Origin of the sequence: Sulfitobacter sp. CB2047 (genome assembly GCF_000735125.2) — a bacterium.
Lineage (GTDB): Bacteria > Pseudomonadota > Alphaproteobacteria > Rhodobacterales > Rhodobacteraceae > Sulfitobacter > Sulfitobacter pontiacus.
Genome location: NZ_CP072615.1, coordinates 19,010 through 43,608, shown reverse-complemented (window position 1 = coordinate 43,608; position 24,599 = coordinate 19,010). Strand labels below are relative to the sequence as shown.

The following is a 24,599-nucleotide window of genomic DNA, read 5'->3' as shown; positions in this document are numbered from 1 at the left end:
AATATCAGAACAGATCGCCGTCGTCTTGCTCGCGATCACCGTCCGGGCCGTACATGTTGATCTCCATCCCGCATTCAATTTCGCGGATAATCGGTTTTGACCATGCCATTGTGTTTCCTCCACAGGTTACGTTTTCTCAGCTTCGAGTATTCGTCGCGACCTCGCGATTGTCTATGAGACTAAGGTATCAAACCTCGGAGATGAACCAGAACTTCAAATGACGGCGGATCTTACCCACCAGAGCCTCCCATTGTCGGCGCATTCCCGCCCGCGATGCTTTTGGTAGATACTTCCGACCATCGTCTCATGCCTGAGAGCCGCAAATTTCTGGACAGCTTGCGGGTGCCGTGACACGCTTGCGTTATGCGATTTTGCCTTCCCTTCATCTTCACACTTCTCGGCGCCACAAATGCCATGGCGACAGACGATTGCGCCGCCGACGCGATGATCGTCTTTGACGGTTCGGGTTCCATGGCCGAGATGGGCTTCAACGACATTGACGAGCCGCGCATTTTTGAGGCGCGCCGGGCGATGGCCGATGCACTGCCGCAAATTGCGCAGAACCGTCGCCTTGGCCTTGTCGTCTACGGTCCCAACGGCGCGGATGAGTGTTCGGGCGTCGAGATGCGGTTCGCGCCCGAAGCCAATGCCGCCTCGCTGATCATTTCAGCCATCAACGCACTTGAACCCGGTGGCAGCACCGCGTTGACGCAGGCCGTCAAATTGGCGGCGCAAACGCTGGATTACAAAACGCAACCCGCGACCGTAGTGTTGGTCACAGACGGCAAGGAGACCTGTGGCGGCATGCCCTGTATGCTGGCCGCCGAATTGGCAACAGACGGGTTTAACACCACCGTCCATGTGATCGGTTTCAAAGTGCGCGGTACGTTCTTTTCATGGGACCGGCAGACCGACAACGACTACAATACGTCGGAAAGTACATCCCGGTGCCTCGCCGACCGGACGGGCGGGACTTATACCAGTGCCGAAACTTTGGACCAGCTGATCGCTGCATTGCGCGAGACGTTGGGATGCCAGTTCTTGTTCTAACGAGCCAGGCAATCACTGCTAACAGCAAAAACAGGCGCTTGGTATTGTCCATTAGCTGGCGTCCGGTAATTCTTAGGCTCCCTCAATACCGGTGCATTCAATTTGAATAACAAGAAGTCGCGCATCCCTCGCAAATACATCGTCTGCGTCTTTGGTTGCAGACCCTTGATCTGCATGTCTTCGAGAAATCGCTGGCGCAGAGCCGGTACATATTGGTCTGACATTGAAACTTCCTGTCGTCAGATTAAAAAGCTCCCAATCGTCCAACAGGTTCGTCAGTTCACAAAATCACAACGCACAAATCAACGCGCTACGCCTGCCACAAGCGCCAATACCGCCAGAGCGGTTTCGTCCTTATCCGCTTTGTTGTCCTTCAAATCTGGTGCGGCGAACGACTGGTTCAGTGATCTACGTGCATTCAATGGTTGCGCTACGCCTTACCCATCTCAGCCAGACACCCCCTCCCCTTGCTTCAACCGGCTTTCCAGCCCGTCCAAATCATCCACCACTGTATCGAGTCGATCTATACCGCCACCATCGATTTCCTCAATTTGCATCTCAACCTGGTCGGCAAAGCTCATTTCCATCTGCCGTTGCTCCTCTTCGACAACGGCTTGAACAGCCTTCGAACTTTTCTTGGCTGGCGGCACTGATTTACCTGAACCGACCTCGTTTGGACCATCCAGACGCTCATCATGCACCTGGGGCTCCGCACTCGTTCCAGCTTGGCTCGGACTCCGCTCTGTTCCGCCGAAATCTGAACCATCCGCCTTGCCGCCACCTCCGCCCATCACCGGAAACGGCAACTCGCCCCGCTGCGCGCCATGGATCGCCGCAAACAGCCGATCATCAAAATACTGGATCCGCTTCGCCCGCACTGGCATTTGCGCATCCACGACCATGATAATTTCATCAAGCGGCAACCGGCGCGCTTCGTCTTCAGGCAACAACGATGTCTCTTCCGTCCGTGTGGACTGACTGCGCCCCTCAAACGGGTTCTTCCCAATGGACCGCGATCGAGTGATAACTGTCTTCGTTGTCTTCCCAACTGCCTTGCTGAGCTCCTCGATGGTCTTTTCATCTGAGGGAGTGAGGTAGAGCTTCACACCTGCGTTGCCCTGCAACGCGCGGCGGGTGTTTTCACCGTAGATTTCATCAAGGGCAGGGATGGTTTGGGTCACCACCGCCAAGTGGCCGCGATAGGTGCGCAGAGTTTCGATGCTCTCGACCACAATGGGCATTTTGCCAAGGCGGTTGAACTCATCGAGCATGATCATCACAGGCCAAGGCTCATCTTTGCCCGGTTCCTTCTCTTGCATGGCCGAGAGAAGGTCTGAGAAAAACAACCGGATTAGCGGCGCGAGTGGTTTCACCATCAGCGGTTGGACAACGAGATAGACCGTGAAGGGCTTCTTGCGGATCGTGCGGAAATCAAAGTCGGAAATCTGCGTCGCTTCGTCAATCGCCGGGTTCTGCCATTGATCCAGACCTGAGGTCATCAGAAGCGAGACATAGGAGGTTAACGTGTCGTTGTTGGTGGACGCCAGCCGCGTAAAGATCAACTTCGCGGCTTTGTTGTCGATCTCGTGGCCCCGCGCCACATATTCTTTCTGTTTGTTGCCCCCCGAAGCCGCGATCCGGTAGATCTCGCCCAAGTTGGGCTTCTTGCGCTGGAACGCCAGCAAGCCCGCGGCCACAAACAAATCAATGCCGCCCTTCAAAAGCCCTTGCACGCGATCATTGTCACTTTGCAGAAACAAGGTCGCCAGCAGCTGCAATTCCATCTGCTGGCGCGCGGGGTCTTCCAATTCATAGATGCGCAGCAGCGGATTGTAGCGATGGGTGCGCTTGCCTACCCAGTCCGTGGGCGCAAAGCGGTAGACCTTGTCGCCCTGGGCGGCACGGTGACGCGCCGTGGCTTCAAAACACTCGCCCTTCACATCCAACGTAACGGCAGACCCCTGCCATGTGAGCAGGTTCGGGATCACAAAGCCGCTGGTTTTACCGCGCCCCGTTGGTGCCACGATCAGGGCATGGGGAAAGACCTTAGATGTGATGTAGCGGGCCCGCGACTTTGGGCTGCCCAATTTGCCCAGAATAAACCCGGTCCCTGGCTTGCCAAAGAACCCGTTGGTTTTCATCTCACCGCGCTTTTGCCAATGGGTCTGCCCGAAGCGCGTGAGGGCCGAGCCGGAAAGGGCAAGGCTCATCATTAGCCCCGCGACGGCGGCACCGCCAATGATCAGGTTGATCAGTTGGAAATCATCAGGCCGTCTATCTCTGATCCAGAGGTAATTTTGCGCGATATATCCAAAATCGATATCAGCGCTGAACCCAAGCGCCTTAAAGGTCAGCACAGCCGAGGCAATGGTGTAGCCCATCGCCCCTGCCACCAAGGTGACCAGAACCACCCCTATGGCAATCCAAGCCTTTCCCATGGATCCACTCAATGGACCTGGCCCCGCTCAATCTCGCCGTCCACGTCCGCCGCGCGGTGTCTCTCGACTTCTACGTCTGCCAACTCATCGACAACCTGTCGCAACGCCTCCGAGTTTGCCGTTGCCGCATCCGATTGTAGATAGACCTTTGCGACATAGAGCCGATCAAGGCGATCTTCGATCACATTTTCCAAAGCGTCACTGTCACCCTCCTTCAGGCGATCGAGCTGCGCCGCGTCCAAAACCCGCGCCACATCGCTGCGGAAGGCCTCACGTTCTTGGTTGGTCTCAAAGGGCGAAGACAACTCCCCTGCCCGTTCATGGGCGAGAACACGGGACAGTTCGGGCGTCTCATTCTGGACTGTCTCGCGCTCCGTCAGGTTTTCCTCCCGTTCAGCGCCGCGCGCTTCATAGACACGCGCGTAAGTGTCGCCGAGACCCTCCGCCAGCTGCTCGGGCATATCAGGATATCGCGTCTGTAGATCGCGCGCGACGGAAACGGAGATTGGCGTGCTGCTGTGCGCCCCCAAACGCGCCGCTTCGACCTCATTGATAACCCAGTCTGCTGCGGCCTGATCTACGATCACCGCCCTGCCCTCCTCATCCGTGCGGATCACATCGGTCGGGCGCGCAATCAGATCTGGATGGTCGCGCAGATAATCCCGCTGTTCGTCCTCCAAACGCTCTACGGCAAGGCTTTCGATCACGGCCTCATCAAGGTCCTCACTCTGAGCTTCAATCTGAGTCTCGACGCGAACGGCATTGGCAGCGGTTTCGATCTGAGCTTGCGTGACATGCGCCTGCACCTCGCGGGCGTCTTCAATGACCCCGTCACGGCGCAGCACACCTTCCCGTTCCAGCATGGTCCCCAGCTGCACATGTACATCATTGAGGATATCCCGCGCCTGTTCCAAATCCGCGCGGCGCTCAAGGTTCAAATCCTTCGCCTCGGCCACCTTGGACAAATCATCCGCAATCCATTGATGTTCCAGAGCCGCGTTTTGCGCCCCCGTCTCCATCCGGGCCACAACCTCGGATGTGCTGATCCCCGTGCCGCGCAGTGCTGCATCGACGCGGGCGCGCACCCGTGGCTCAGACAGACGCTCCAACTGGCTTTGCTGAATATTGGCTTCAGAATAAACCCCGCCTTCTGATGGGACCTCCGAGAGGGAATTGGACCGTAGCCCAAGGGGCTGCATATGCTGCACCCGCGCTTGAATTGCGTTGAGAGACTTCTCGAGCGCGGGTCGCTCTGCATCCGGCTTTGCCGCGATCAAATCTGTGATGTTTGCGACCTTCTCCGCGTAGCGGCTGCGCAGATCCTCGAACGTTTCGTCTTCGGCCATGTAAATGCCTCCTGCGGTTTCAACGTGACCACCCTTCGCCAGAACCTCGCCCGCACGGAACAGAACCTCAGCAATGTCTTCGCGGTTCTCGGAGGACGCCTCGGCAGCCAGCGAGTGGAATATGATTTTGGTGTTTGCGATCTCGGCAAGCGTGCGGGTCAGGTCTTTACCCACCCGTTCGCGCTCCACTGGCGTCCTGCCCTCTTCTTTGGCGGCATAGACCTCGCGGGTCTTGGCCGGGTAATGCACCTCGCCGCGATCTATCCGCCGCGTTGCCTCCAACCGCACGCCGTAGGTCTCGGCCTCTTCGACCATCGCCAACCGGAAGTCGTCATAGTTGAACCGATGATTGCGCGCCAAATAGAAAAACTCGCCCTCTTGAGAGCGGCGATTCAATACGAGATGCGCATGCGGATGCTCGCGGTCCTCATGTACAGCAATGATATAATCAAAGTGGCCTTCATCTTTCTGGAAGAACCGCTCGGCCACGTCAGTCGCGATGTCGCGCACGTCCTCTCCGCGCGTTCCAATCGGGAAGGACATCAGCAGATGTGTGGTTTGCCCAAGTTTGGGTTTGAACCCCGCGTCCCACCGCTTGGCAAAGCGCTCGGTCAGGTCTTTGATCTCGCCGCGCTCAAGCTTGGATTTGCCATCCAGGAACCCGCTGCTGTCGACGATATGGGTGGACTTTGTCGTGAGGTATTCGAGCTGGTTGGACAGCTGGGATTTATTATGCGTGCCCCCGCCCCGGATCGCTTTGAACACAGCGGCCCGATGTCCCGCAGCGGCGCGCACCATCTGCTTTTGCTTGGAGGCATACAGACCCTGCATCGAGCCACGGATCCGGCTCCACCCATCCTCAAATATCTCTCCGGTGACGGCACCAACCGCATCATTCAGCCGCATGGGCGAACTCCTTCAAGGCAGCCGTTGCTTTCAGCTGCATCGCGTCACGCCGGCGGCGCACAAGCAGGTCAATCTCATCTGCACTATCGAGGATGAATCGCGCCAACCCGCGCATCTGTGCAAGCCGCAATTCTGAGAACTCAGCACCAGTTCCCTGTCCCTCCCTGTTGGCCTTCTGCATCTGCTTGGCAATCTGGGCGACACCGTTTCCAACATCATTTAATGAGGCGCGATAGCGCGCCATCTCTGCCGCCAACGATGTGTCCGCCACAAAGGTGCCACCTGCCGCTTGCATCAAGCGGCGCAGCCCTTCCGAGCGGGTCTCGATCCCCGCCGACGCCAGCACCGCATCGAATGCCGCCATCTCGTCAGGGGTCACTTTCACACTCACCGCCAAGACCGGCACGGCCGTATCGCGCTGGCGCTGATCGTCACTCTTCAAGGTGTATTGCACCGCCCGCGGTGTCACCCCGAACCGCTTCGCAAGCACGGACGTCGAGACTCCGTCCGCGGCTTCGCGCACGATCTCCATACGTTGCGCATCCGTGAGACGTTTCGAGCGAGACATGCGAAGAAAGACCCCCTATTTCCTGCCAACTTCCACCAAGGCTGCTCCCACCTTACGATAATATACCAATCTGTCAATTATATACTTACGTCGAATTCAGTCTCAGGCAGCCTTGGTGTCCGCTTCCCCCGCGGCCCGCAGGGACGCGGCTCTGTCGCCCTCACCACCAGGCGACTCACCTGTCCTAGGAGTCCCGTCCACCAGCACCGTCCGAGGGTCTGTCCGAACACGCATGTGTTCGGACAGAACCGCGGGCGGGCGCAAACCCCACCGACAGGGCGGACAGGCAGGGTCAAGGAGGGCCAGATTTGGCTCCGCCAAATCTCTGCCGCAAAAACCGGGAGGCCCTGGCCGATAGGTTTTTGTGGATGGCCCCCTTGAGGCTGACTGGCCGGTCTGTCGCGGCCTGATCATTCCGGGGGAAATGCGTCCGTTGAATGCGCAGCGACCGGCATCCCTGGAACAGGGACAGGGCCGCCCCAAGATCGTCCTGGGGCGGCCCATCCTCGTCAGAGGATTTAGTCCTGGGGATCCTTCGCGCTCGGCGGGAACATCACCAGCTCCGAGACCGCGACCGGGAAGTCGAGCTTGAGGCTGAAGAACTCCGAGCCATCCCCGTTGCGGGTGTTGCGGAACATCGCACCCACGCGCTGAAAACGGGTGCGCTCCTGGCCATCGGTGTCGGTGAACTTGACGGGGACGGTGGCGACGTAGTGGTTGGTCATTTGGGTTACTCCTTGTTGCGATGGGGATCATCCAGCACGGGGGCAAGAGGCCCGGTCGCAAGCGCAAATGCGGAGGGTCCGCGGCCAGCCGTGGAAGCCGTATTTGTGCTTGCCGAAGCGGGAGCGGAGGGCACGGACGGGCCGACCCCGTGCGATCCACATCTATGAGCAAAAAGGAGTGATCCGGATGACCCTTGCCATCACGCAGCCGCCACCATCCGCGTCCGCGTCCCGCCGAGCCTGGCCGGGGTGCTGACGGAGCCCGCCCGCGTGGATGCGATGTTCCGAAACACGCCCCGAGGGTCGTGCTGGTCTTCAGCCTCAAATGCGATGTCTCGACCCCTCGCGTCTTGCCCCGCTGACGATGTGCGTGAGGTGCGCACCATCCCCAGCCCGTACCGATGCGGATGGGCCGCACGCTGACGGACCGGGTAGAGGGATAACGGTGCTGGCCGCTGCAGACTGCCGATCACGCATGACCAATCGCACGCGCCATGAGACATGACGAAAGGGCCGCGCCAAGCGCGACCCCCTCTCTTCAATCCTGCGCAGTCTTCTTCGCCGGGTCCGCAACCCGCATGACCGTCAGGCCTTTCGCTTCCGCCTTCTGCCCGAGGTTCAGCGCGACCCCGTTGCCGCCGAAGAGAACAACCCCCGTCGCCGCGAACTTGTCGTCCAGCATTTCGTCGTTGCACTTGAACGGTGCCGCCCGCCCATGCGCGGACCAGCGCGGATCGAAGCGCGCCTGCGCTATCCCGCGTGCCCGGGCCCACCGAGCCGCAATCATCTCTGCCCCGTGCTTGCCGCCCTTGTGGCAGAGAAAGATCTCCTGGTTGCGGTTCTGCTTGATCCGTTCGCGAACCTTGTCGAGCGTGTTGAAGATCACATCGACATCGATCCAGTCGGTGGCGCCTGAGACGATCAGGGGAACCCCCTCGACTTTCGACTTCTCGGCGGTTTCACGGTCGTGCTGCTCCAGGAGCTGCCGTGCCTCGAAGACCGCCCCGGTCTCCTGCGCCCGGACGCTTGCGCGCGACCCGGCTGCCGGGATGAAGGCGTGGCCCGTCTCGATCTCGTAGCATTCCGCCGCCGCCTCGCTCATCACCTCGATGGCGCTGACAACCTCGCGCAACTGCAGGAAGCGCGCCTGCGCTTCTTCGAGCGCGGTCTCGGCGATCTCCGATCCGTCGTGGGATTTTGCCAGCGCGCCGATCTTGTCGGCGGTGCGGTCGACCTCCTTGCCGAGCGCCACCTTGCGGCGCTGCAGGATCGTCGCGAGCCCATGGGCCAGCGGTTCGATCTCTGCTTCAAGCCCGGTCCCGCGCAGCTGCCCGAGCAAAGCCTCGAAGCTTTCGCGGATGATGTGGTCGGTCAGGATGTGATCCTCGGGGATCGGCAGCTGCGCGTCCTTCTCGGTCAGTCCGAAAAGTTCGATGGTCTCGTAGGTGTTCGCATTGTCGTAAGCCATGTCTGGTCTCCAGTCTTCGGTTCCAAGGCCACCACGTGAGTGTGGGGGCATGGCCGAATGCCTGGTTTCCGAATCTGCCCGGGTCAGGGACGGCGCAGCCGCCGGCTTGCCGGGCGCAAAAGTTTTCCGCGCGCAACACCCGACACATGCGAACCCTCACGCACGGGACCGCCCCGCCCCACAGGCCCGGCCCTCGCCGAAAAGTTTTGCGATCCTTGACGCGGGCTGATTTGGGGGCCATCCGGAGGATATGCTTCCGCACTCATGTGTGTGTGTTTTGACGGTAGGTTTGCCCGACCCGAGCAGGCAAACGGCCCGACCGGACGCGGAAGACGGATGAAGCGGCGGGATCGTTTTGGTCTCAGGCCAAAACAGACCAGAGCGCAATCCGGCGGAGCGGCCGGGGAGGGACGTGCTCGCGAGGCGGGCAAACCGGGATGTCAGGCGCGACGCCGCGGTGAGGCCGCATGGCCGAATGCGCGACGGACCGAAGGTCCGTTCTCCACTGCGACATGGCTGCCGAGCTGGGGAGGCCGATAGGCTGTTGACGCATTTCGCTCGGTCGGCCTGACCTGCTTGCCAGAAGCGGCAAAGTTCGGTAGTCTGTTGGAGCACCAAGGAGCCCGCAATGAGCGTTCAAAAGCAATCTGTCAGTTTCACCGACACCGCCTACACCTTCGCAAGGGAACTGGTCGAAGCTGGCGAGTACCCCAATATGAGTGCAGCGGTTTCGGGTGAATTGGCGAAGGCCAAGGCAGAGCGAGATCGTGAACGGTCTCTCCTCGAAGCAGAATTGGAGCGCCGTCTGTCTCTGCCTCTCGATCAATGGGAACCCGTCGGCGATGCCGCCGACGTCACTAAAGGCGCACGGTCCCATCTTGCCGCGATGGCCAAAAAGACCTGATGCGATTTATCAGGCATCCGTTCTTCGAACGTGACCTTATCGGTATCGTTAATCATATTGTCGAGGTGACCGACGGTGACGTTGCAGCCGCGAGCCGTCGCCTGGATGAAGTAGACACGCTCTTAGAAGCGATTGCCTCAAATCCAAATTCAGGTGTCAGGCTGAACGGCAAACTGGATAGATGGCTCGTGCGCCACGGCGGCACCAGTCACCGACTGACCATCGTATTCAAACCGGACATGGATACTGAGGTCATCTATCTTGCACTCGCCGCCTTTGGAGGCAGAGATTGGATAAAGCTGGCGTCAGCAAGACGGGTATTCGCGGACTAATATTGGAGCCAACCTCAACATTAAAGTCCGAAACTGGACCTTCGCTGCGCTCGACTTGAATAGGAAACATGTAGGGCTTTTCGGGCTTTCGCTACGCCATTCAAGAAGGTCCGTTCCCCCCCTTCTTCAAGCTGGACTAAGCATCAAGCAACGCATCGATCACCGCGCATTCTGGGGCAGCATCACCGGTGCATCGCGCAACAGTGTCCGACAGGACGCGCTCGATACGCTGCAGATCGGCAATCTTGGCCTGAACGTCTGTCAGATGATCTTCAGCGATCAACTGCACATCGGCGCATGTCCGGGATCGGTCATCGACCAGCCCAAGCAGCCCGCGAACCTCTTCGATAGAAAAGCCTAGATCGCGGGACCGCATGACGAATTTCAGCCGCTTGACGTGGGCATTGTCGTAGCTTCGGTAACCCTTTGTACTGCGCGGCGGGTCCGGCATGATCCCGATTTTCTCGTAGTAGCGAATGGTTTCCAGGTTGCAGCCCGTCGCTCGTGCCAAATCACCCCGCCGAATTGATCTCACGCTTGTGTTACTCATTTCGCAAAAAAACCCCTTGAGCCTGTATCAACTACAGACCTTAGAACGGTGGAAACATCTGTTCAAGGAAGATTCGATGGAACAAAATTTGGCGGAACTTCCGCAATCTCGGTCGCAGAAAATTGGCGACGAAACCACCAAGGGATGGGGCGTGACCGGCCTCGGCGTCCTCGGTGCGCTGGCGATGACTTCTTGCTGCATCCTTCCATTGGTGCTGGTCAGTTTTGGCGTGACAGGCGTGTTCATCGCGCAGCTCGGAGCGCTCTATGCCTACAAATGGTACACCTTCGCGCTGAGCGCCGCGTTTTTGGGATACGGCTTCTACAAGGCTTACAAGCCTGTAGATGCCGAGGCCTGTGCCGATGGCACCTGCGCCCGCCCCATCGACCGCCGCATTATGCGCGCAACCCTCTGGGCCGCTTCCGCGATTGTCGCTGTCGCCATGATCTTTCCCTACATCACCCCCTTCATCCTGAAATTCTGAACGAGGACCAAGACCATGAAGCATCTTCTACTATCCGCCCTGACCATCGCCGCACTCTCGACTCCGGTCCTCGCTGAAGAGCGAGAGGTCGAGATCGCCGTCAGTGAACTGACATGCCCGTCCTGTTCATTCATCGTCGCCAGCTCGATGCGCGGTGTTCCGTCGGTCGAGATCGCCGCATTCGAGGACGGCCCCGAATACGGACAGGGTGTTTACAGCGTGACCTACGATGACGCCGAGACTTCAATCGAAAGCATCATTGGCGCGGTGACAGCCAATGGCTATCCGGCGCAGGTGCTGCCCGACACAGCCTCCTGAGCCGCCTGCAATGCGTGACAATCTGATGGGTGGCCTGCTGGCCTTCGGAATAGCAGCTCCGGTCGTGGTGGTCTGCTGCGGCGGCGGAACTGCCGTGCTTGCAGCGTTGTTCGGCGGCGTTGGGGCTTGGCTCTCTGGAATGAGTGGCATTGCCATGCTGGTTTTGGCGGGTCTGACCTACCTGATCCTCCGCGCACTGCGTCGTTCACACATGAAACGGGCCTCCAGCACCGAACCATCACGAAGAAAGACGGCCCATTGACTGACACACCAGAAAATCCCGACCGACTGCTGAAATGGGGGCTTGGCGGTGCGCTGTTCGCCGCGCTCTGCTGCTTTACGCCGTTTCTGGTCGTCATCATCGCTGGCGTCGGATTGTCGGCCCTATCGGGTTGGCTCGATTACGCCCTGTTCCCGCTGCTGTTTTTCAGCCTCGCCGTGGTGGCACAGGCCTTTTGGCTGCGCGCTGGCAAACCGGGACCGGCCCCGAAACTTTGGGCCACCGGCCTCGCGGTGGCCCTGTCGATCCTGATCATTCTTCTCGAATTCAGGTTCGCAATACGGATCACAATCGGCGTTTTCGCCGCCACAGCACTCTACGCGGTTCTGCTGAACCGTGCGCAAAAGAAAGGAACGCTCTAATGATGATGGGATGTTGCACCGCCACCGGTATGTTCTTCGGTCTTCTCGGCATGCTCACACCGCTGATCGCAATCGGCGCGGTCATTTATCTGTTCGCTGCCAAATCGAACAACCCCGAGTATGGTGAGGCGCGCTGAGATGAAAGACCTGAACAAAAACGACGATGGACAGGGCGGCTATGACCTGATCGTCCTCGGGGCGGGGTCGGCGGGTTTCTCCGCCGCAATTACCGGCGCGGATGCCGGAAAGCGCGTCGCTCTCGTGGGACATGGCACCATCGGCGGAACCTGCGTCAACGTGGGATGCGTGCCGTCCAAGGCGATGATCCGCGCGGCAGAGGCCGTGCACGGTGCGGGAGCTGCCAAACGGTTCCCCGGTCTATCAGGCCACGCGCAAGTCGATGACTGGCAGACGCTCGTTCAGTCCAAGGACGATCTGGTCGAGACCCTGCGCCAGAAGAAATACGCAGACCTTCTGCCGGAATATGAGGGTGTCGATTACATCGACGCCGGTCCCGCACGGCTGATCGAATGTGGCGTGACAGTCGGTGAGCGAACCCTGAAAGCACCGAGGACCATCATCGCCACGGGCGGGCGTCCCGTCCTGCCGACCATCGACGGCATCGAGGAAATCGGCGCGCTCGACAGCACCAGTCTTCTGGAGCTCGAAGTACTGCCGAAAAGCCTGATCTTCATCGGCGCGGGTTACATCGGCGCGGAACTGGCCCAGATGATGAGCCGCATGGGCGTGAAGGTCACGCTTGTCGCCCGTTCGCATCTGTTGCCCGGCGCGGAACCAGAGGTCTCGGAGGCATTGGCGGCGGCGTTCGAGGCCGAAGGCATCACCCTTCTGACCGGGTTAAGCTACGACACTGTGCGCCGCGACGACGCAGGCGTGACGCTACGCGTGATCCAGAACGGAAAGCCTGTCGAAGTGACAGCGGATCACCTCGTTTCGACCGCTGGCAGGCGGGCCAATACCGAAGATATGGGCCTGGACGCAATCGGCGTTAAAACAGACGCGCGTGGGTCCATCGTCGTCGGCGAGGACATGCAGACATCGGTGCGAGGCATCTATGCGGCGGGCGATGTGACCGACCGTGACCAGTTTGTCTATATGGCGGCCTACGGTGCAAAGCTCGCCGCCAAAAACGCGGTTCTCGGCGAAGACCATCGCTACGACAACGCCGCGATGCCCTGGGTGGTGTTTTCCGACCCTCAAGTTGCGGGCGTCGGTCTCGGTGAAGCCCAGGCTCGGGACGCGGGCTTCGACGTAAAGACGTCCATCGTGCCGCTCGATCAGGTGCCGCGCGCGCTGGCCGCACGCGACACGCGCGGATTGATCAAGCTGGTGGCGGACAGAAAGTCCGACCGACTGCTTGGCGGCCAGATCATCGCGCCCGAGGGGTCCGATACGATCCAGACCCTCGTTATGGCGCTGAAGTTCGGCATGACCACCAAGGCACTTGGCGAGACGGTCTTCCCCTATCTGACAACGGTAGAAGGGTTGAAGCTGGCGGCGCAAACCTTCGATATGGACGTGGCAAAGTTGAGCTGCTGCGCCGGATGAAGATCAGGACAAGGACCGGAGAATGAGCGAAGACTACGACCTGATCGTCATAGGGGCTGGCATGGCAGGCGTGGCCGCGGCGAACAAGTGTGGCGCAGCAGGATGGCGTGTGGCCATTGTCGATGCGCTGCCCTACGGCGGCACCTGCGCATTGCGCGGCTGCGATCCAAAGAAAATCCTGCGGCGCGGTGCGGAAATCATGGACGCGGCACGGCTCATGCAGGGCAAGGGGATCGATCCCGGTGATCTGTCGATCAACTGGGCCGATCTGATGGCACACAAGCGTGGCTTCACCGATCCCGTGCCGGACAAGATGGAAAAGGGCCTGTCGGGCAACGGCGTCGAAACCCTGCATGGAGCTGCCCGCTTCACGGGAGACAACACGCTGGAGGTCGATGGAACGGCATATCAGTCGGAACGGTTCCTCGTGGCCGCCGGTGCCATGCCCAGGCCGCTGAGCTTCACAGGGGCCGATCTCGTGATCGACAGCACGGATTTCCTCAACCTGGAGGCCCTTCCCAAACGGGTTCTTTTTATCGGCGGCGGCTTCGTGTCCTTCGAGTTTGCGCATATCGCCGCACGGGCCGGAGCCAACCCGATCATCGTGGATCGTGGCGCCCGGCCCTTACGCGGCTTCGATCCCGATCTGGTCGAAATGCTGATCGAGCGCGGCACCGGTATCGGCGTGGACCTGATGCGCGAGACCGAAATCGTGTCGGTCTCGGAAGCCAGTGGAGCATTAAGTGTTGAAGTGAAGTCAGGCGATGAAACCCGAACAATCGAAACCGATCTGGTCGTGCATGGCGCGGGCCGGGTTGCAGCCCTGGCCGATTTGAATCTTGAGGCGGCCGGTGTTGACTACAGCGACAAGGGCATCGTTGTAGCCCCCCATCTGCAAAGCACGACAAGCAGCGCGGTCTATGCCGCCGGAGATTCCGCCGACACCGATGGTATGCCGCTGACGCCGGTCGCGGTGATCGAAGGGAAGGTCGCAGCCTCCAACATGCTCAAGGACGCGCAGACCGTACCGGACTATGCCGGTATTCCAACAGCCGTCTTCACCGTTCCGGAACTGGCGCGTGTCGGCATGTTGGAAAGTGAGGCAAGGGACGCCGGGCATGACGTAGATGTCCGGTTCACCGACACGAGCGGTTGGTACTCGAACTACAGGATCGGCGAGACCTCCGCCGCCGCGAAGATCCTCGTGGACAGGTCGAACGGCAAGATCCTCGGCGCGCACCTGTTCGGCCCGGAATACGGCGAACTGATCAATTTCTTCGGGCTGGCAATCAAGCTGGGCCTGGCGGCCAAGCAGCTTAAGTCGATGACGGCGGCCTATCCAAGTGTTGGATCGGATTTGGGGTCGCTTCTTTGAATTAGAAAATTTTTCGCAATAGACCCGATCCTCCTCGGAACGTATGTCTGGCCCGATGAAGACGGTTCTTATCTACTTCGCCGCTGCGCTGGCCGAAATTGCCGGATGCTTTGCTTTCTGGGCGTGGTTCCGGCTGGACAAGAGCGTGTTTTGGTTGGCACCGGGCATGCTGTCCCTTGCCGCTTTCGCCTGGCTACTGGCGCTCAGCCCCGCCGATCAAGCGGGCCGCGCCTATGCAGTCTACGGTGGCGTTTACATCGTATCGTCCCTGATGTGGCTATGGGGTGTGGAAGGGCATCGCCCGGATCAATGGGATGTTGTTGGAGCCGTCATTTGCCTTGTCGGTGCGGGTATTATTCTCTGGGCACCGCGCAGTATTTGAGAGGCAGCCGCAGACGGGGTGAAGTACTGAATCTTTCGATTAGATCGCCTTTTTGGTTCACGCGTTCCGACAACTCGGCGCTGCTTTCCTTCCGCATCGCGGCTGCGATCAAGCAGGTTTCCTACCGCCCTCAAAAGCAGCGATACATCCTTTACGCAGCATCGGTCAAAGTGGGCTCTTCGGTTGCATTAGCTGCCGGCGACACGAACGTCTGCAATGTAGGCCGGGTTTATTCAACCACACCAGCACAGCAAAAGGGGAACCGTGGTCCCACGGCTCCCCAATCGGTTCAGGTCTTTTGGCCTCATGCCAATGTCATGCAACCAGCGACAGCCCCGCGCCTGCGTCCTGCGGTTGCTCACCGCTGTCGATGAACGGGATGATCGAGAAGGTCTGCCCGCCGCGCTGTTCTTCGTTCTGCACGGCGTTGACGCGCAGATCGCCATCGGGCGTGTTGATCAGCAGCGACAGGTAGTCATTGCCCGTGCGGCTGCTTTTGGCCATCCACGCCGATCCGACGCGGATCGGTGTGCCCCGGGGCGAGCTGACCTCGACGCGGTAATCCGGGTGGGTCTCCTCGGATTTGTAGCTGTTCTCGATCAGCATGAACTCCAGATCGAACATCATGTTGGCGATGTAGCCGGTGAAGGCGTTGTCAGCGTCCATGGCGGTCAACTCGCCCGAGATCGAGCCGGACTTCATCAGGCCGTTCGAGACCAGCGGGATGATCTCGAATTCGCCGCTTTGGGTCGCGCTCGCCTCTTTCGTCTGCACCGCGTTGACCCGGAACGGGCCCAAGCCGACATCGATCTGCATCGAGACGTAGGGGTTGCCGCTGGTATTGCCGGTCTCGTTCCAGGCCGTGCCGATACGCACCTTGCGGCCTGATTTGTTGACTGCCGTCACGTCAAAATCCGGGCTGCGTTCGGACATCTTGGCCCGCGCCTCCAACTGGATGGCGATGTCAAAGCGCGTCGAGTGGATCATGCCGGTGTACTGAGCGGCTGCGGTCTCGACATTGCGGGTGAGGGTTCCTGCGAACATGGGATGGTTCCTTTTCAGATTGTTCGGTGCCTGACGTTCTTGCCAGCGCATCCGGGATTGCTTTCTCGACCCCTTGAGGGATCACAAATCAGAAAGCCTGCTTTCCTTTCAGCCCCGCCCACGGGTCAGAGCTGCCGTCCGAGTGGGAAGGCCCCCGCGCCTCCGGGTGCTACGCCCCTCCCCTGCCCGTCTGGTCTTGATTGGCTGCCCGGATTTTCCGCGCTGTCCTTCGACCGCGCGATGAAGAACTCCGCCTCTTTGCCGTTCAACCGTTGCCCTTCCTGGTCGGTCAGACCGATGCAGCTGCGGTTCGGCACATAGGTGATCAGGTACTGCCCAAGCCGGTCCTTGTGGACAACGTAGCCGGTATTGGCCCAATGCACGGTCTGGCCGGCATTAACGGCCGCCTTGATGTCTTCGAGTGTCATGCGATCCTCCTCAAGAAGAATGGTGGGGAAACGACGCAAGAAGCCCGATCTTCCAACCGGGCTTCCATGCAGTATTCGTTTGGCAAACGGCCAAGAGCTGTCAGGCGCTTTGCGTGGCTTGCGTCGCGCGCGACGCCATCCAATCCTTCAGGCCAAGAACCGTTCTTCCGGCGGCGACCTCGGAGGCCCAGGCAACCCTTGGGTCGCCGCAGGGCTCATTGCCGACATGCCGGTCGATGTGGCCATTTGCCATCCATGGCTCAGGCTGGATCCGTCGAAGCCAGTCCGCCATGCTCGGAATGCGGCCCTGACAGTCTTCGCGGACATGCTGCTCGCCGATCCAGCGCACGGGGATCTCTCGACCTGCGCTATTGGTCAGGGTCAGGCCGAAGACACGTTCGGCCTCGAACAGGCCTTGAGCGTGGTGGCGCATGGCTCGGTGCGTGAAGAGCGCGAGATGCTCTTTCGAGGCGTCAAACCAATCGTGCACAGACTGATAGTCAGACGACACCCCGCCGAATTTCCGGGCTGAGCTTTCAGCATGATGAAGCGGATGGGCCATCTCACAGCCCCTCGTCATAGCTGTGCGAGCATTCGACATAGCGGTCCGCGTGATCGAGGGTGATGCTGTCGCTGGTGATCTCCCAGGTCAGCGTGCCGTAGCCGCCCTCGTTGTTTTCTAACCCCGGGTGATGGTGATAGGCGAGCGACCAGGCGAAGTCGCCAACTTCTGTGACAAGCGCCTCCGGCAGTTGGACCTCTGCAGGCTGCACCGTCACATCCTCGACATTGCCAGAGTCTCCATAGCCTTCGTATTCGGCAGTGACCTCGCTGATGCCAAGCGCACGTAGTTGCGCGAGCAGCTCCGTTCGGGATGCCTTCAAGGTGGTTTCGCGCTCTGCACGCCACTGAGCCGCCATTGCGGCATAGTCGATCTGGGGATTGGTCATGGGTCTGTCCTCTTGTCTGAATTTGGGGGGCCGGGTGTGGCATTGGTCAGCGCGCGCCCGGAAAGCGCAGCCCGGGCAAACCCCGATCCGCGACGCCCGACCGAAAGCCCGCTTTGACCTTTCAAGCGGCTTGTTCTGCCGCTCTAGCGGCTCGCTGCCCCACGATCCGGGCCAGAATGCTTCCCGTGTCGATCCCGTCCCCATGCGGCAGGAACACCCGCAACTGGAAGGCAATGATCTCCGTGAAACACCCCATGGCCTTGAGGCCGTCGATCATGCCCCGATCCGCACCGCCAAGCTCGAGGCGCATCTCGCCTGCAACCCGGCGACGGGTCAGGGTGAGACCCCGGCCCAGATCGACCGGCGCGGTGGTGCCGAGCGCAGCGGTCAGCATCTCCTGCGGTGTTTGCGGGTTGGACACGAGGAAGCGGGCGCGCAGCGCGGCCGCCCCTTCCTCGCTCAGCGTGCGCCCGATCATGGCGGTCGCCCCGTCCGGCGTGACCCGGTAGATGCGCTCATTCGTGGTCGAAATATCCTTCCAGATCGGCAGCAGCAGCCCGGTCAGCAGGTAGAGCTTGGTCGTGGTGGTTTTTGGCATGGACGCAGCCTCTGCGCCCCAAAGCTGGGTGAACTCGCGCCGCTCAATATCTTCCCAAGCCGAGGACTCGAACCGCGCCTCTTCGAGATAGCTCGACCCGTTTGGCCGCACCACCTTGCGCATCAGCGTGACGATGTCCTCGTCATACATCTGCATGGGCCGCGCCGAGATGAGCGCCGCGCGACCGGAGGCGCGATTCACCATTGGCAGCTTCTCGGGGTTGCGCGACAGGGCGTCATCCGCCGACAGCACGTGGACCGGGTCGGTCACCTCGAGCCCGATGATCCGCGTCACGGCGCCAGATTTCGGGCAGGTCCAGAGATCTTCCGTGGAGACCTGTTCTATCTTGTCGCCGCGTAGGGTTTCCACGCCGAGATCGAGCGTGCCCGCCGCGCGCGCCCGTTCCGTCTGATCGGCAATCCGGCGCATGAACTCGGCAAAGAGCGCGTTCTGCATATGGATGGGTAGCGCCAGCACCCGGTTCAGAAACCGCTGGATCGGCGGCAGCTCCTCAAGGAGCACCCTGTCCTTGTCGATCAGCCGCAGGGCTGTCCAGTCGGTGAAGCTCTCGTAGCTCATCGCCTCAGCGCGCCCGGCGGCAAGATCGGCGAAATACCCACGCAGCGCCGCCCGCGCGATCGGGCTTTCGAGATTGTCCTCCTCCCGGAACATGCCCTGCGAGCCGGTCTCGCGCTGACCCTTGGTCAGGGCCCCCAGCTGATCGAGACGCTTGGCTATAGTCGAGGTGAAACGTTTTTCGCCATGCACATCGGAGGTGCACACCCGGAAGAAGGGCGCGCTGACCTGCGCCGAGCGATGCGTGCGGCCCAGCCCCTGGATGGCCGCATCGGCGCGCCAGCCGGGCTCCAGCAGGTAGTGCCGGCGCCGTTTCTGGTTCTTCGCCGTTTGCGCCGCATGGTAGGATCGACCGGTACCACCCGCATCGGAGAAGATCAGGACATCCTTTTCGCCGTCCATAAAGGCCTGGGTCTCGGAGGAATTGCTGCTGGCGGCGCGCTTTTCGATGAAGAGATGGCCGTCCTCGGCCTTCAAAGGGCGGATGGAGCGCCCGGTGACTTCAGCCACGGCCTCGTCGCCAAAGGCCCAGAGGATGTGATCGAGCGCCGAGGGGATCGGCGCCAGCGTCATCAACTCCATCATGGCCGCGTCACGCAGAGCGAGCGCCTCGCGCGAGACGACGAGCGCGCCGGTCTCATCCCGCAAGGGTTCCGCCACCATATTGCCGTCGACCTCGACCAGCTTTTGCGCATGAATCGGGAAGGCCTGTTCGAGGTATCCCAGGACGTAGTCGCGCGGCGTCAAGGCACCCTCGACGAGTTCATCCTCCGGGTCCATCGCCTCAAGCCGACGCTTCAGCAGGCTCTCGCCTGTCGAGACCACCTGGATGACGCAAGTATTGCCTGCCGCCAGATCGTCCTTGATGGCGCGGATGATGCTTGGAGCCTTCATGCCCATCAGGAGATGGTTGAAGAAGCGCTGTTTCGTGCTCTCGAAGCGAGATTTGGCCGAGGCGCGTGCGGCCGAGGCATTAGTCTCTCCCGAGGCGTCGTTGACGCCGGTCGCTGTCAGCGCGGCCTCGAGATTGTGGTGGATCGTCCGAAACGAAGTCGCGTATGCGTCGTAGATCTCGATCTGGGCAGAGGTGAGCGCGTGTTCGAGCACGTCATACTCCACGCCGTCGAAACTGAGGGCGCGGGCCGTGTAGAGCCCGAGCGTCTTGAGATCGCGCGCGACCACCTCCATGGCAGCGACACCGCCGGCTTCCATCGCAGAAACGAAGCTCTCGCGGCTTGGGAAGGGGTATTCGGGGCCCTGCCCCCAGAGCCCCAGCCGCGCGGCATAGGCGAGGTTGTGCACGCTCGTGGCACCCGTGGCCGAGATGTAGAAGACGCGAGCGCGGGGTGCTGCCAGTTGCAGCCGCAGGCCAGCAAGGCCCTGCTGGGAGGGTTTGACCCCCCTGCCCTGCTCGGACCCGGCCGCGTTCTGCATGGCATGGGCCTCGTCGAAGGCCAGCACGCCTTCAAAGTCTTCGCCCATCCAGTCGAGGATCTGGCTCAGTCGCGTGGTGCCGCATTTGCCCGCGGACCGCAGCGTGGCGTAGGTGACAAAAAGGATACCGTCGCCCATCGGGATGGGCTGGTCCGGTTTCCATTTGGAAAGTGGCTGAATGTCGGCAGGCGAGCCGCCGAGATCGGTCCAGTCGCGGGTGGCGTCCTCGATGAGCGTGGCGGATTTGGAAACCCAGATCGCCTTCCTGCGCCCCGCCAGCCAGTTCACGAGAATGAGCCCCGCGCATTCGCGGCCCTTGCCGCAACCGGTGCCGTCGCCGAGGAAATAGCCGAGACGATAGGCCTGTGCATTAGGGTCATCATCGGCGCGCGTCAGCTTGGTCTGGTCCTCGTCGATGGTAAACCGACCGGGCAGATCACGCCCATGGGCATCATGCGCCATGATGATGGTCTCGAGCTGCGCCTCGGAGAGGTCTCCCTCCTCGATCAACCGTGCGGGCAGGCGCAAGTCATCACTGCCCGTGTTTGAGGGCATGGGCGGGGCAACCGAGGCCATGGCGATGCTTTCAACGAGCGGCGTGGGATGTTCCTGAGCACCCGCAATCGCGATCCGCTGCGGCCGGTAACGCGCATAGATATCCGAGACCGGCGTGTTATCACGGGGGGCCTCAAAGCTTGTGAAGCTGAGCGGGCGGACGGCATTGGCCCATGGTTTTGAGGCGGCGACAGGCGCACCGGCGGTCTTGCGCGGGGCAGATGATGGAACGGCCGGCCGCCCGTTAGGGATCGCCGCTGCCTGTTGTACGGGGCGCGTCTCGGTCCGGGTTGAGGCCACAGCATCAACATATGCCAAGGCTTCATCCAGATCCCGCACAGGGACGCGGATCATTTCGCCGTCCTCCTGCACCTTGTCGAAGACCATCAGCTGGGTTTCGACAGAGGTGCCAAGCTTGCGGTAGACTTGCCCCGGCATCGTCAGCGCCAGTCGCGGCGTGAGGAGACCGCAGGCGCGGGACCAATGCGCGGCATCGCGTTCGGGCGTGAATCCCGGCGGCATGATCGCCACAAGCCGCCCACCGGGTGCCAGACGCTTGGCAGCCGCAATGAGATGTTTGGCAGCGATGTGCTTGTCTCGCGAGCGATCGACCGAGGAGGCAAAGGGCGGGTTCATCACCACGACGTCGGGTAGAGCCGGCGCCTGCAGCAGATCGTCGATATGTTCGCCGTCATGGCCTGTGACCGCGCCACCGAAAACCGCGCGCAGGAGGCGCTGGCGAAAGGGGTCGATTTCATTGAGAGAAAGCGTGGCACCGGCCCGGGCAGCAAAACCGGCCAAAGCACCGGTGCCAGCCGAGGGCTCCAGCACGGTCTCGCCCTTGCGAATGGCTGCCGCCCGCACGGCCAAGGCGGCAAATGGCAGTGGCGTGGAAAACTGCTGCAACCGGATCTGCTGCTCGGAGCGGCGGGTTTCCGTCAGCAGCCGTGAGGCGAGGAGTTTTGCGTTGGCGATGTCTGCTGTGGCACCGGCCCCACGCAGAAGCACCTGGATGGCCGCTGCCTGCATCATGTCATAGGCCATGCGCCAGTCCCAGGCGCCACCGGCATCACTGCCATGAAACGCCTCGCGCATGATGCGTGCCAGCGCAGAGCTGCGCAGGCCTTGTTGGTCGATCTCCGCGCTGATCTGCGCGAGCGCAGAGGCGAGATCGGCTTCGGAGATTGCGAGAGCCGGGTTGGCCGTTCTGGGTTTGGACATGGGGATTTTCCTTTGGATCAGGGTCTGAGTTCCAAAGGACAAAAAGCCCGCTTTCGCTTTTCAGGGTGACGGGGGTCAGACCGCGCTGACCTCCAAGGCTTGGTCAGGACTTGGGTTCGACCACCCGTTTCGCATCAATCAATGCCTGTGCGGCCTGCATCACCTGAACCTGAGATGTTCCCGAGCGTGCATCCTCCAGCGCGGCCTGCACCTGCGCGCAAAACCAGGCGTCATAAGAATTCGCTTCAGCGGCCATGGAAATGCTCCTCGAGAGCTTTATCCAGAAGCTTGCCAAGGCCATGGGGCATGTCTGCAACGTGCACCGCGACTGGCAAACGGCCCCGCTTCATCTGGGACGCGCATTGCTCATCGAGACCAAGAAGTGGCCCTTCCTTTCCCGTTTCGTCCATTGCGTTTTCTCCAACCGTGTTAAGGCGTGAGGTTACATCACCTTGCGTGATACCGTAAACGGCGGTGCCGTTAGGGTCGCAGAAAATCATCCTAGGCCACTTACCGATCGGGCGCCGCTTCAAGGGAAGTTTCGAACCGCTTGTCCGCCGCCGCGGCTTCTTTCAGGAGCGCGTCAAAATTGTCAGGTGGGTTGCCATCTTCCAGCATCCCTTTGAACGTCGCATAGGCATCCGTCTTGCTGCCATAGGCGCGCAGGGTCTTGTCGTCGTTCACCCAGGCCACCACGATGACCTTCGCATCGCTGTTGAACCGGTAGAACAACCGATACTGTTGGAAGAATTTCGCCCGGAACCAGTGCTTGCGGTGATCGCCGAGTGTGCCGCCTTGCCGGAAGGCGGCGGCACCCGGGTCCGCCGGTATGGCCTCGGTGACCAGCTTGAAGATGGCGGCCAGCCGTTTCGTCGGGTTTTTCTTGTGCCAGGTCTTGGGATCGCGAGCCTTACGCGCCTCGACCTCCTCGACCAGCCCTTCGAGCTGGTCCAGAAAGAGTGGGTGCGCATAAATCGACCATCCATTCACGACAAGGGGCGCTTGGGCGGGCACGCTATCGCCGCTCATTCATCCTCGAGCGATAGCGGCGCATCGAGATCGACATCAACGTCTCCGACCAGTGCTGCAAGACGGTCATGCAAAGCCCCATCGAACGCCCGAATGCGGTCCGGATGCGCCTTGATATCGGCCTCGACAAAATCGAGAAAGGCTCCGAGCACGGGATCTTCCTCGTCGCTGCGCACGGGCTCGATATAGACCCTGCCACTCGGCTCGGTGCAGTAACGAATCTGGTCGCCCTTGCCCAGCTTGAGTTGCTTGCGAACACCCGCCGGCACGGTCGTCTGATACCGATCCGTGAGTTTCGAGACATCTTGTGCGAGCGCTGTCATGGCAGTCTCCTGAAAGAGAGGGATCTTTGCTGCCTGCGATAGGTAATGCATTTGCATTGCCTTGTCAAGACAAGCCGCAGCATCTGCTGTCGCCGGGCAGGTCGATGACCCGTCCAGCGCAGGACCTAATTTCGCCTCGCCAGGAACTCCGCCAGCACCGGGCTGGCAGCACCTTTCGCGGAGCTGAGTAGCTCCGAGCCCGCGAGCGTCGCTTTCGACAGGCGCACGAGCCCACCGGTTTCCTCGATGCGGTAGCAGCGGCGTTTTTGCCGACCCCCCCTGTAGTGGGTCGCGGTTACGATCTGGCAGGTGCTGCCATCGGTGAGCGTCACGGGCGCGGCGAGCCTGATCCTGTCACCCTCCTCGTAGTCCGGAATCGAAGCCCAGTCCCGGCAGCGCTGGCGCCAGGCATGGGCATAGCTCTCTGGGTCCTTCAATTCCGAGAGCAGCGCCAGAAGGCTGAGCGGAGCGCGCGACTCGACGGGGCCAGCGCTTTCCTCCATGTCCTTGTAGCCCCAGCAGCCGTCATCGTATCGGGTGAGGAAGACAGCCCCAAAAGTGATCGACCCATCCGCATCGGTCACATAGGTCGTGTCCTCGACGTGGGTGCCGTCGAGATTGGTGACCCTTGCCGCCGCATACCAGGCGGAGCCCACCTTGCAGGCTTTGACCAGTTCCGTCTTGCGCATGTCGCTCTCGAAGGTGCAGAGCCGGGCAATCTCCGCTTTCTCATCCGCGTAGGTTTTAACGCGGCCGTCGGTGTAGAAAAGCCATCCCATCAAGCCACCCTCCGGTCATCGATTTCCATCAATGCATCGAGCGGCACGCGGTAGGGCTGCATCGCATCGAAATCCTCGCAATTGCCGCAGTTCTGCACGATCGCGAAGGTGTCGCAGGCATCCTTGAGAATGACCCGGAAGGTGCCGCCGAGGCCCGAGGGCACCTCGTAGGTCCCGCCGATGAGATAATCCGAGGCCCGGCGCACGAAGACGCGGATACTGTGGCCATCGGTGGCGAGCCGGATCGCACCCCGCCCCCGGTCGATGAGCACCTGCACGTCATCCAGGATGTCGGTGTAGAACTGGCCGGTCAGATCGCGAAATGCCATGCGGCGCTGCGCCATCCAGTCGATGTCCCGAAACGGGTTCATGCCGTCGGCGAAGGCGAAGGAGGGATCGGCCTGTTCGGTGGTGACGATACGGGTGGTCGTGCCATCAATGCCGTTCGAGCGCAGATGCACACCATTGCCGACGATGAGGATCAGGGCCGGCCTGTCCACGGGCCCGTTCCAGTTGGGCAGGAAGGTTTTGCAGGCGCGCGCATGTGCGATTTGCGCCGCAACAGCGGACGCAGAGAACTTGAGAATAGCCATGAGGAAGTCTTT

At 60.9% G+C, this 24,599-nt stretch carries 30 protein-coding genes; 12 read left to right on the top strand and 18 right to left on the bottom strand.

The window, feature by feature from the left end:
- Positions 1-4 precede the first annotated feature (4 nt).
- On the bottom strand, positions 5-109 hold the full coding sequence (gene pqqA, locus IV89_RS17210; protein WP_037941665.1) for a pyrroloquinoline quinone precursor peptide PqqA: 105 nt from the start codon (positions 107-109) through the stop codon (positions 5-7).
- Between the two features lie 305 nt (positions 110-414).
- On the opposite strand from pqqA, the gene IV89_RS17205 reads away from it, so the two are divergent.
- Positions 415-1,050: a VWA domain-containing protein gene (locus tag IV89_RS17205; protein ID WP_064217178.1), complete on the top strand. Its 636-nt coding sequence runs from the start codon at positions 415-417 to the stop codon at positions 1,048-1,050.
- On the opposite strand, the gene IV89_RS17200 is transcribed toward IV89_RS17205, so the two are convergent.
- The 6 genes from IV89_RS17200 to IV89_RS17175 all read right to left on the bottom strand — a co-directional run bounded on the left by IV89_RS17200 (position 1,047) and on the right by IV89_RS17175 (position 8,501).
- On the bottom strand, positions 1,047-1,274 hold the full coding sequence (locus IV89_RS17200) for a hypothetical protein (protein ID WP_037941664.1): 228 nt from the start codon (positions 1,272-1,274) through the stop codon (positions 1,047-1,049). The genes IV89_RS17205 and IV89_RS17200 overlap by 4 nt on opposite strands.
- Before the next feature lie 222 nt (positions 1,275-1,496).
- Complete coding sequence (locus IV89_RS17195) at positions 1,497-3,488, bottom strand: type IV secretory system conjugative DNA transfer family protein (RefSeq protein WP_037941663.1); 1,992 nt, start codon at positions 3,486-3,488, stop codon at positions 1,497-1,499.
- 8 nt (positions 3,489-3,496) lie between these two features.
- Complete coding sequence (locus tag IV89_RS17190) at positions 3,497-5,740, bottom strand: relaxase/mobilization nuclease domain-containing protein (RefSeq protein ID WP_037941662.1); 2,244 nt, start codon at positions 5,738-5,740, stop codon at positions 3,497-3,499.
- Positions 5,727-6,308, bottom strand: a complete 582-nt coding sequence (locus IV89_RS17185) for a helix-turn-helix domain-containing protein (RefSeq protein WP_037941661.1) — start codon at positions 6,306-6,308, stop codon at positions 5,727-5,729. The genes IV89_RS17190 and IV89_RS17185 overlap by 14 nt, the downstream gene beginning before the upstream one ends.
- Positions 6,309-6,826: 518 nt before the next feature.
- A complete protein-coding gene (locus tag IV89_RS17180; RefSeq protein WP_007120662.1) occupies positions 6,827-7,033 on the bottom strand; it encodes a hypothetical protein in 207 nt (68 codons plus the stop codon).
- A gap of 538 nt (positions 7,034-7,571) precedes the next feature.
- Entirely contained in the window at positions 7,572-8,501 is a 930-nt protein-coding gene (locus IV89_RS17175; protein WP_037941660.1) for a DUF2493 domain-containing protein, read from the bottom strand.
- 628 nt (positions 8,502-9,129) lie between these two features.
- Between IV89_RS17175 and IV89_RS17170 the strand changes: the two genes are divergently transcribed.
- Positions 9,130-9,405: a hypothetical protein gene (locus tag IV89_RS17170; RefSeq protein WP_037941659.1), complete on the top strand. Its 276-nt coding sequence runs from the start codon at positions 9,130-9,132 to the stop codon at positions 9,403-9,405.
- On the top strand, positions 9,405-9,737 hold the full coding sequence (locus IV89_RS17165; protein WP_037941658.1) for a hypothetical protein: 333 nt from the start codon (positions 9,405-9,407) through the stop codon (positions 9,735-9,737). Before IV89_RS17170 ends, IV89_RS17165 begins: the two co-directional genes overlap by 1 nt.
- A 136-nt stretch (positions 9,738-9,873) precedes the next feature.
- Here IV89_RS17165 and IV89_RS17160 read toward each other — a convergent pair whose 3' ends face one another.
- Complete coding sequence (locus IV89_RS17160; protein WP_200875459.1) at positions 9,874-10,287, bottom strand: helix-turn-helix domain-containing protein; 414 nt, start codon at positions 10,285-10,287, stop codon at positions 9,874-9,876.
- 76 nt (positions 10,288-10,363) lie between these two features.
- Here IV89_RS17160 and IV89_RS17155 point away from each other — a divergent pair, with 76 nt between their 5' ends.
- From IV89_RS17155 to IV89_RS17120, 8 genes are read left to right on the top strand one after another with little or no spacing between them, the layout of a single operon-like run.
- Complete coding sequence (locus IV89_RS17155) at positions 10,364-10,771, top strand: mercuric transporter MerT family protein (protein ID WP_235183693.1); 408 nt, start codon at positions 10,364-10,366, stop codon at positions 10,769-10,771.
- Positions 10,772-10,786: 15 nt separating this feature from the next.
- Positions 10,787-11,089 (top strand): periplasmic mercury ion-binding protein, encoded by a 303-nt coding sequence (locus IV89_RS17150; RefSeq protein ID WP_037941656.1) that lies wholly within the window; start codon positions 10,787-10,789, stop codon positions 11,087-11,089.
- Positions 11,090-11,099: 10 nt separating this feature from the next.
- Positions 11,100-11,351 (top strand): hypothetical protein, encoded by a 252-nt coding sequence (locus IV89_RS17145; protein WP_138058777.1) that lies wholly within the window; start codon positions 11,100-11,102, stop codon positions 11,349-11,351.
- Positions 11,348-11,731: a mercury resistance system transport protein MerF gene (merF, locus tag IV89_RS17140; RefSeq protein ID WP_037941655.1), complete on the top strand. Its 384-nt coding sequence runs from the start codon at positions 11,348-11,350 to the stop codon at positions 11,729-11,731. The genes IV89_RS17145 and merF overlap by 4 nt, the downstream gene beginning before the upstream one ends.
- Positions 11,731-11,868 carry a hypothetical protein gene (locus tag IV89_RS17135; protein WP_153218051.1) on the top strand — a complete coding sequence of 46 codons (138 nt, stop codon included), beginning with the start codon at positions 11,731-11,733 and terminating at the stop codon, positions 11,866-11,868. Before merF ends, IV89_RS17135 begins: the two co-directional genes overlap by 1 nt.
- 1 nt (position 11,869) lies before the next feature.
- Entirely contained in the window at positions 11,870-13,300 is a 1,431-nt protein-coding gene (gene merA / locus IV89_RS17130) for a mercury(II) reductase (RefSeq protein WP_235183683.1), read from the top strand.
- Positions 13,301-13,322: 22 nt separating this feature from the next.
- Positions 13,323-14,675 (top strand): NAD(P)/FAD-dependent oxidoreductase, encoded by a 1,353-nt coding sequence (locus IV89_RS17125; RefSeq protein ID WP_037941653.1) that lies wholly within the window; start codon positions 13,323-13,325, stop codon positions 14,673-14,675.
- A 55-nt stretch (positions 14,676-14,730) separates the two neighbouring features.
- On the top strand, positions 14,731-15,057 hold the full coding sequence (locus tag IV89_RS17120; RefSeq protein ID WP_037941829.1) for a YnfA family protein: 327 nt from the start codon (positions 14,731-14,733) through the stop codon (positions 15,055-15,057).
- Between the two features lie 315 nt (positions 15,058-15,372).
- Here the strand turns inward: IV89_RS17120 and IV89_RS17115 are convergent, their stop codons facing one another.
- From IV89_RS17115 to IV89_RS17090, 6 genes are all read right to left on the bottom strand, one after another.
- Positions 15,373-16,101 (bottom strand): DUF736 family protein, encoded by a 729-nt coding sequence (locus IV89_RS17115; protein WP_037941828.1) that lies wholly within the window; start codon positions 16,099-16,101, stop codon positions 15,373-15,375.
- A gap of 125 nt (positions 16,102-16,226) precedes the next feature.
- On the bottom strand, positions 16,227-16,529 hold the full coding sequence (locus tag IV89_RS17110) for a hypothetical protein (RefSeq protein ID WP_037941652.1): 303 nt from the start codon (positions 16,527-16,529) through the stop codon (positions 16,227-16,229).
- Between the two features lie 100 nt (positions 16,530-16,629).
- Positions 16,630-17,091, bottom strand: a complete 462-nt coding sequence (locus IV89_RS17105; RefSeq protein ID WP_037941651.1) for a hypothetical protein — start codon at positions 17,089-17,091, stop codon at positions 16,630-16,632.
- 1 nt (position 17,092) lies between these two features.
- Positions 17,093-17,479, bottom strand: a complete 387-nt coding sequence (locus IV89_RS17100) for a DUF6878 family protein (RefSeq protein ID WP_037941650.1) — start codon at positions 17,477-17,479, stop codon at positions 17,093-17,095.
- A 121-nt stretch (positions 17,480-17,600) separates the two neighbouring features.
- A complete protein-coding gene (locus IV89_RS17095) occupies positions 17,601-21,863 on the bottom strand; it encodes a bifunctional class I SAM-dependent methyltransferase/DEAD/DEAH box helicase (protein WP_037941649.1) in 4,263 nt (1,420 codons plus the stop codon).
- Between the two features lie 103 nt (positions 21,864-21,966).
- Positions 21,967-22,119 (bottom strand): hypothetical protein, encoded by a 153-nt coding sequence (locus IV89_RS17090; RefSeq protein ID WP_037941648.1) that lies wholly within the window; start codon positions 22,117-22,119, stop codon positions 21,967-21,969.
- Between IV89_RS17090 and IV89_RS17085 the strand changes: the two genes are divergently transcribed.
- A complete protein-coding gene (locus tag IV89_RS17085; RefSeq protein ID WP_009807952.1) occupies positions 22,118-22,303 on the top strand; it encodes a hypothetical protein in 186 nt (61 codons plus the stop codon). The two genes, IV89_RS17090 and IV89_RS17085, sit on opposite strands and share 2 nt — an antisense overlap.
- Before the next feature lie 70 nt (positions 22,304-22,373).
- Here the strand turns inward: IV89_RS17085 and IV89_RS17080 are convergent, their stop codons facing one another.
- From IV89_RS17080 to IV89_RS17065, 4 genes are all read right to left on the bottom strand, one after another.
- Entirely contained in the window at positions 22,374-22,892 is a 519-nt protein-coding gene (locus tag IV89_RS17080; RefSeq protein ID WP_037941647.1) for a type II toxin-antitoxin system YhaV family toxin, read from the bottom strand.
- Positions 22,889-23,215 (bottom strand): type II toxin-antitoxin system PrlF family antitoxin, encoded by a 327-nt coding sequence (locus IV89_RS17075; RefSeq protein ID WP_005668772.1) that lies wholly within the window; start codon positions 23,213-23,215, stop codon positions 22,889-22,891. Before IV89_RS17075 ends, IV89_RS17080 begins: the two co-directional genes overlap by 4 nt.
- Positions 23,216-23,340: 125 nt before the next feature.
- Entirely contained in the window at positions 23,341-23,994 is a 654-nt protein-coding gene (locus IV89_RS17070; protein WP_037941646.1) for a hypothetical protein, read from the bottom strand.
- The gene (locus tag IV89_RS17065; protein ID WP_037941645.1) at positions 23,994-24,587 is read right to left on the bottom strand and encodes a hypothetical protein; all 594 of its coding nucleotides are present in this window, start codon (positions 24,585-24,587) and stop codon (positions 23,994-23,996) included. The genes IV89_RS17070 and IV89_RS17065 overlap by 1 nt, the downstream gene beginning before the upstream one ends.
- Positions 24,588-24,599 lie beyond the last annotated feature (12 nt).

What these genes read in the sequence shown, in the direction of transcription:
- pqqA (WP_037941665.1), bottom strand. Translation starts at nt 109, where the DNA reads ATGGCATGGTCAAAACCGATTATCCGCGAAATTGAATGCGGGATGGAG.
- IV89_RS17205 (WP_064217178.1), top strand. Translation starts at nt 415, where the DNA reads ATGGCGACAGACGATTGCGCCGCCGACGCGATGATCGTCTTTGACGGT.
- IV89_RS17200 (WP_037941664.1), bottom strand. Translation starts at nt 1,274, where the DNA reads ATGTCAGACCAATATGTACCGGCTCTGCGCCAGCGATTTCTCGAAGAC.
- IV89_RS17195 (WP_037941663.1), bottom strand. Translation starts at nt 3,488, where the DNA reads ATGGGAAAGGCTTGGATTGCCATAGGGGTGGTTCTGGTCACCTTGGTG.
- IV89_RS17190 (WP_037941662.1), bottom strand. Translation starts at nt 5,740, where the DNA reads ATGCGGCTGAATGATGCGGTTGGTGCCGTCACCGGAGAGATATTTGAG.
- IV89_RS17185 (WP_037941661.1), bottom strand. Translation starts at nt 6,308, where the DNA reads ATGTCTCGCTCGAAACGTCTCACGGATGCGCAACGTATGGAGATCGTG.
- IV89_RS17180 (WP_007120662.1), bottom strand. Translation starts at nt 7,033, where the DNA reads ATGACCAACCACTACGTCGCCACCGTCCCCGTCAAGTTCACCGACACC.
- IV89_RS17175 (WP_037941660.1), bottom strand. Translation starts at nt 8,501, where the DNA reads ATGGCTTACGACAATGCGAACACCTACGAGACCATCGAACTTTTCGGA.
- IV89_RS17170 (WP_037941659.1), top strand. Translation starts at nt 9,130, where the DNA reads ATGAGCGTTCAAAAGCAATCTGTCAGTTTCACCGACACCGCCTACACC.
- IV89_RS17165 (WP_037941658.1), top strand. Translation starts at nt 9,405, where the DNA reads ATGCGATTTATCAGGCATCCGTTCTTCGAACGTGACCTTATCGGTATC.
- IV89_RS17160 (WP_200875459.1), bottom strand. Translation starts at nt 10,287, where the DNA reads ATGAGTAACACAAGCGTGAGATCAATTCGGCGGGGTGATTTGGCACGA.
- IV89_RS17155 (WP_235183693.1), top strand. Translation starts at nt 10,364, where the DNA reads ATGGAACAAAATTTGGCGGAACTTCCGCAATCTCGGTCGCAGAAAATT.
- IV89_RS17150 (WP_037941656.1), top strand. Translation starts at nt 10,787, where the DNA reads ATGAAGCATCTTCTACTATCCGCCCTGACCATCGCCGCACTCTCGACT.
- IV89_RS17145 (WP_138058777.1), top strand. Translation starts at nt 11,100, where the DNA reads ATGCGTGACAATCTGATGGGTGGCCTGCTGGCCTTCGGAATAGCAGCT.
- IV89_RS17135 (WP_153218051.1), top strand. Translation starts at nt 11,731, where the DNA reads ATGATGATGGGATGTTGCACCGCCACCGGTATGTTCTTCGGTCTTCTC.
- merA (WP_235183683.1), top strand. Translation starts at nt 11,870, where the DNA reads ATGAAAGACCTGAACAAAAACGACGATGGACAGGGCGGCTATGACCTG.
- IV89_RS17125 (WP_037941653.1), top strand. Translation starts at nt 13,323, where the DNA reads ATGAGCGAAGACTACGACCTGATCGTCATAGGGGCTGGCATGGCAGGC.
- IV89_RS17120 (WP_037941829.1), top strand. Translation starts at nt 14,731, where the DNA reads ATGAAGACGGTTCTTATCTACTTCGCCGCTGCGCTGGCCGAAATTGCC.
- IV89_RS17115 (WP_037941828.1), bottom strand. Translation starts at nt 16,101, where the DNA reads ATGTTCGCAGGAACCCTCACCCGCAATGTCGAGACCGCAGCCGCTCAG.
- IV89_RS17110 (WP_037941652.1), bottom strand. Translation starts at nt 16,529, where the DNA reads ATGACACTCGAAGACATCAAGGCGGCCGTTAATGCCGGCCAGACCGTG.
- IV89_RS17105 (WP_037941651.1), bottom strand. Translation starts at nt 17,091, where the DNA reads ATGGCCCATCCGCTTCATCATGCTGAAAGCTCAGCCCGGAAATTCGGC.
- IV89_RS17100 (WP_037941650.1), bottom strand. Translation starts at nt 17,479, where the DNA reads ATGACCAATCCCCAGATCGACTATGCCGCAATGGCGGCTCAGTGGCGT.
- IV89_RS17095 (WP_037941649.1), bottom strand. Translation starts at nt 21,863, where the DNA reads ATGTCCAAACCCAGAACGGCCAACCCGGCTCTCGCAATCTCCGAAGCC.
- IV89_RS17085 (WP_009807952.1), top strand. Translation starts at nt 22,118, where the DNA reads ATGGAAATGCTCCTCGAGAGCTTTATCCAGAAGCTTGCCAAGGCCATG.
- IV89_RS17090 (WP_037941648.1), bottom strand. Translation starts at nt 22,119, where the DNA reads ATGGCCGCTGAAGCGAATTCTTATGACGCCTGGTTTTGCGCGCAGGTG.
- IV89_RS17080 (WP_037941647.1), bottom strand. Translation starts at nt 22,892, where the DNA reads ATGAGCGGCGATAGCGTGCCCGCCCAAGCGCCCCTTGTCGTGAATGGA.
- IV89_RS17075 (WP_005668772.1), bottom strand. Translation starts at nt 23,215, where the DNA reads ATGACAGCGCTCGCACAAGATGTCTCGAAACTCACGGATCGGTATCAG.
- IV89_RS17070 (WP_037941646.1), bottom strand. Translation starts at nt 23,994, where the DNA reads ATGGGATGGCTTTTCTACACCGACGGCCGCGTTAAAACCTACGCGGAT.
- IV89_RS17065 (WP_037941645.1), bottom strand. Translation starts at nt 24,587, where the DNA reads ATGGCTATTCTCAAGTTCTCTGCGTCCGCTGTTGCGGCGCAAATCGCA.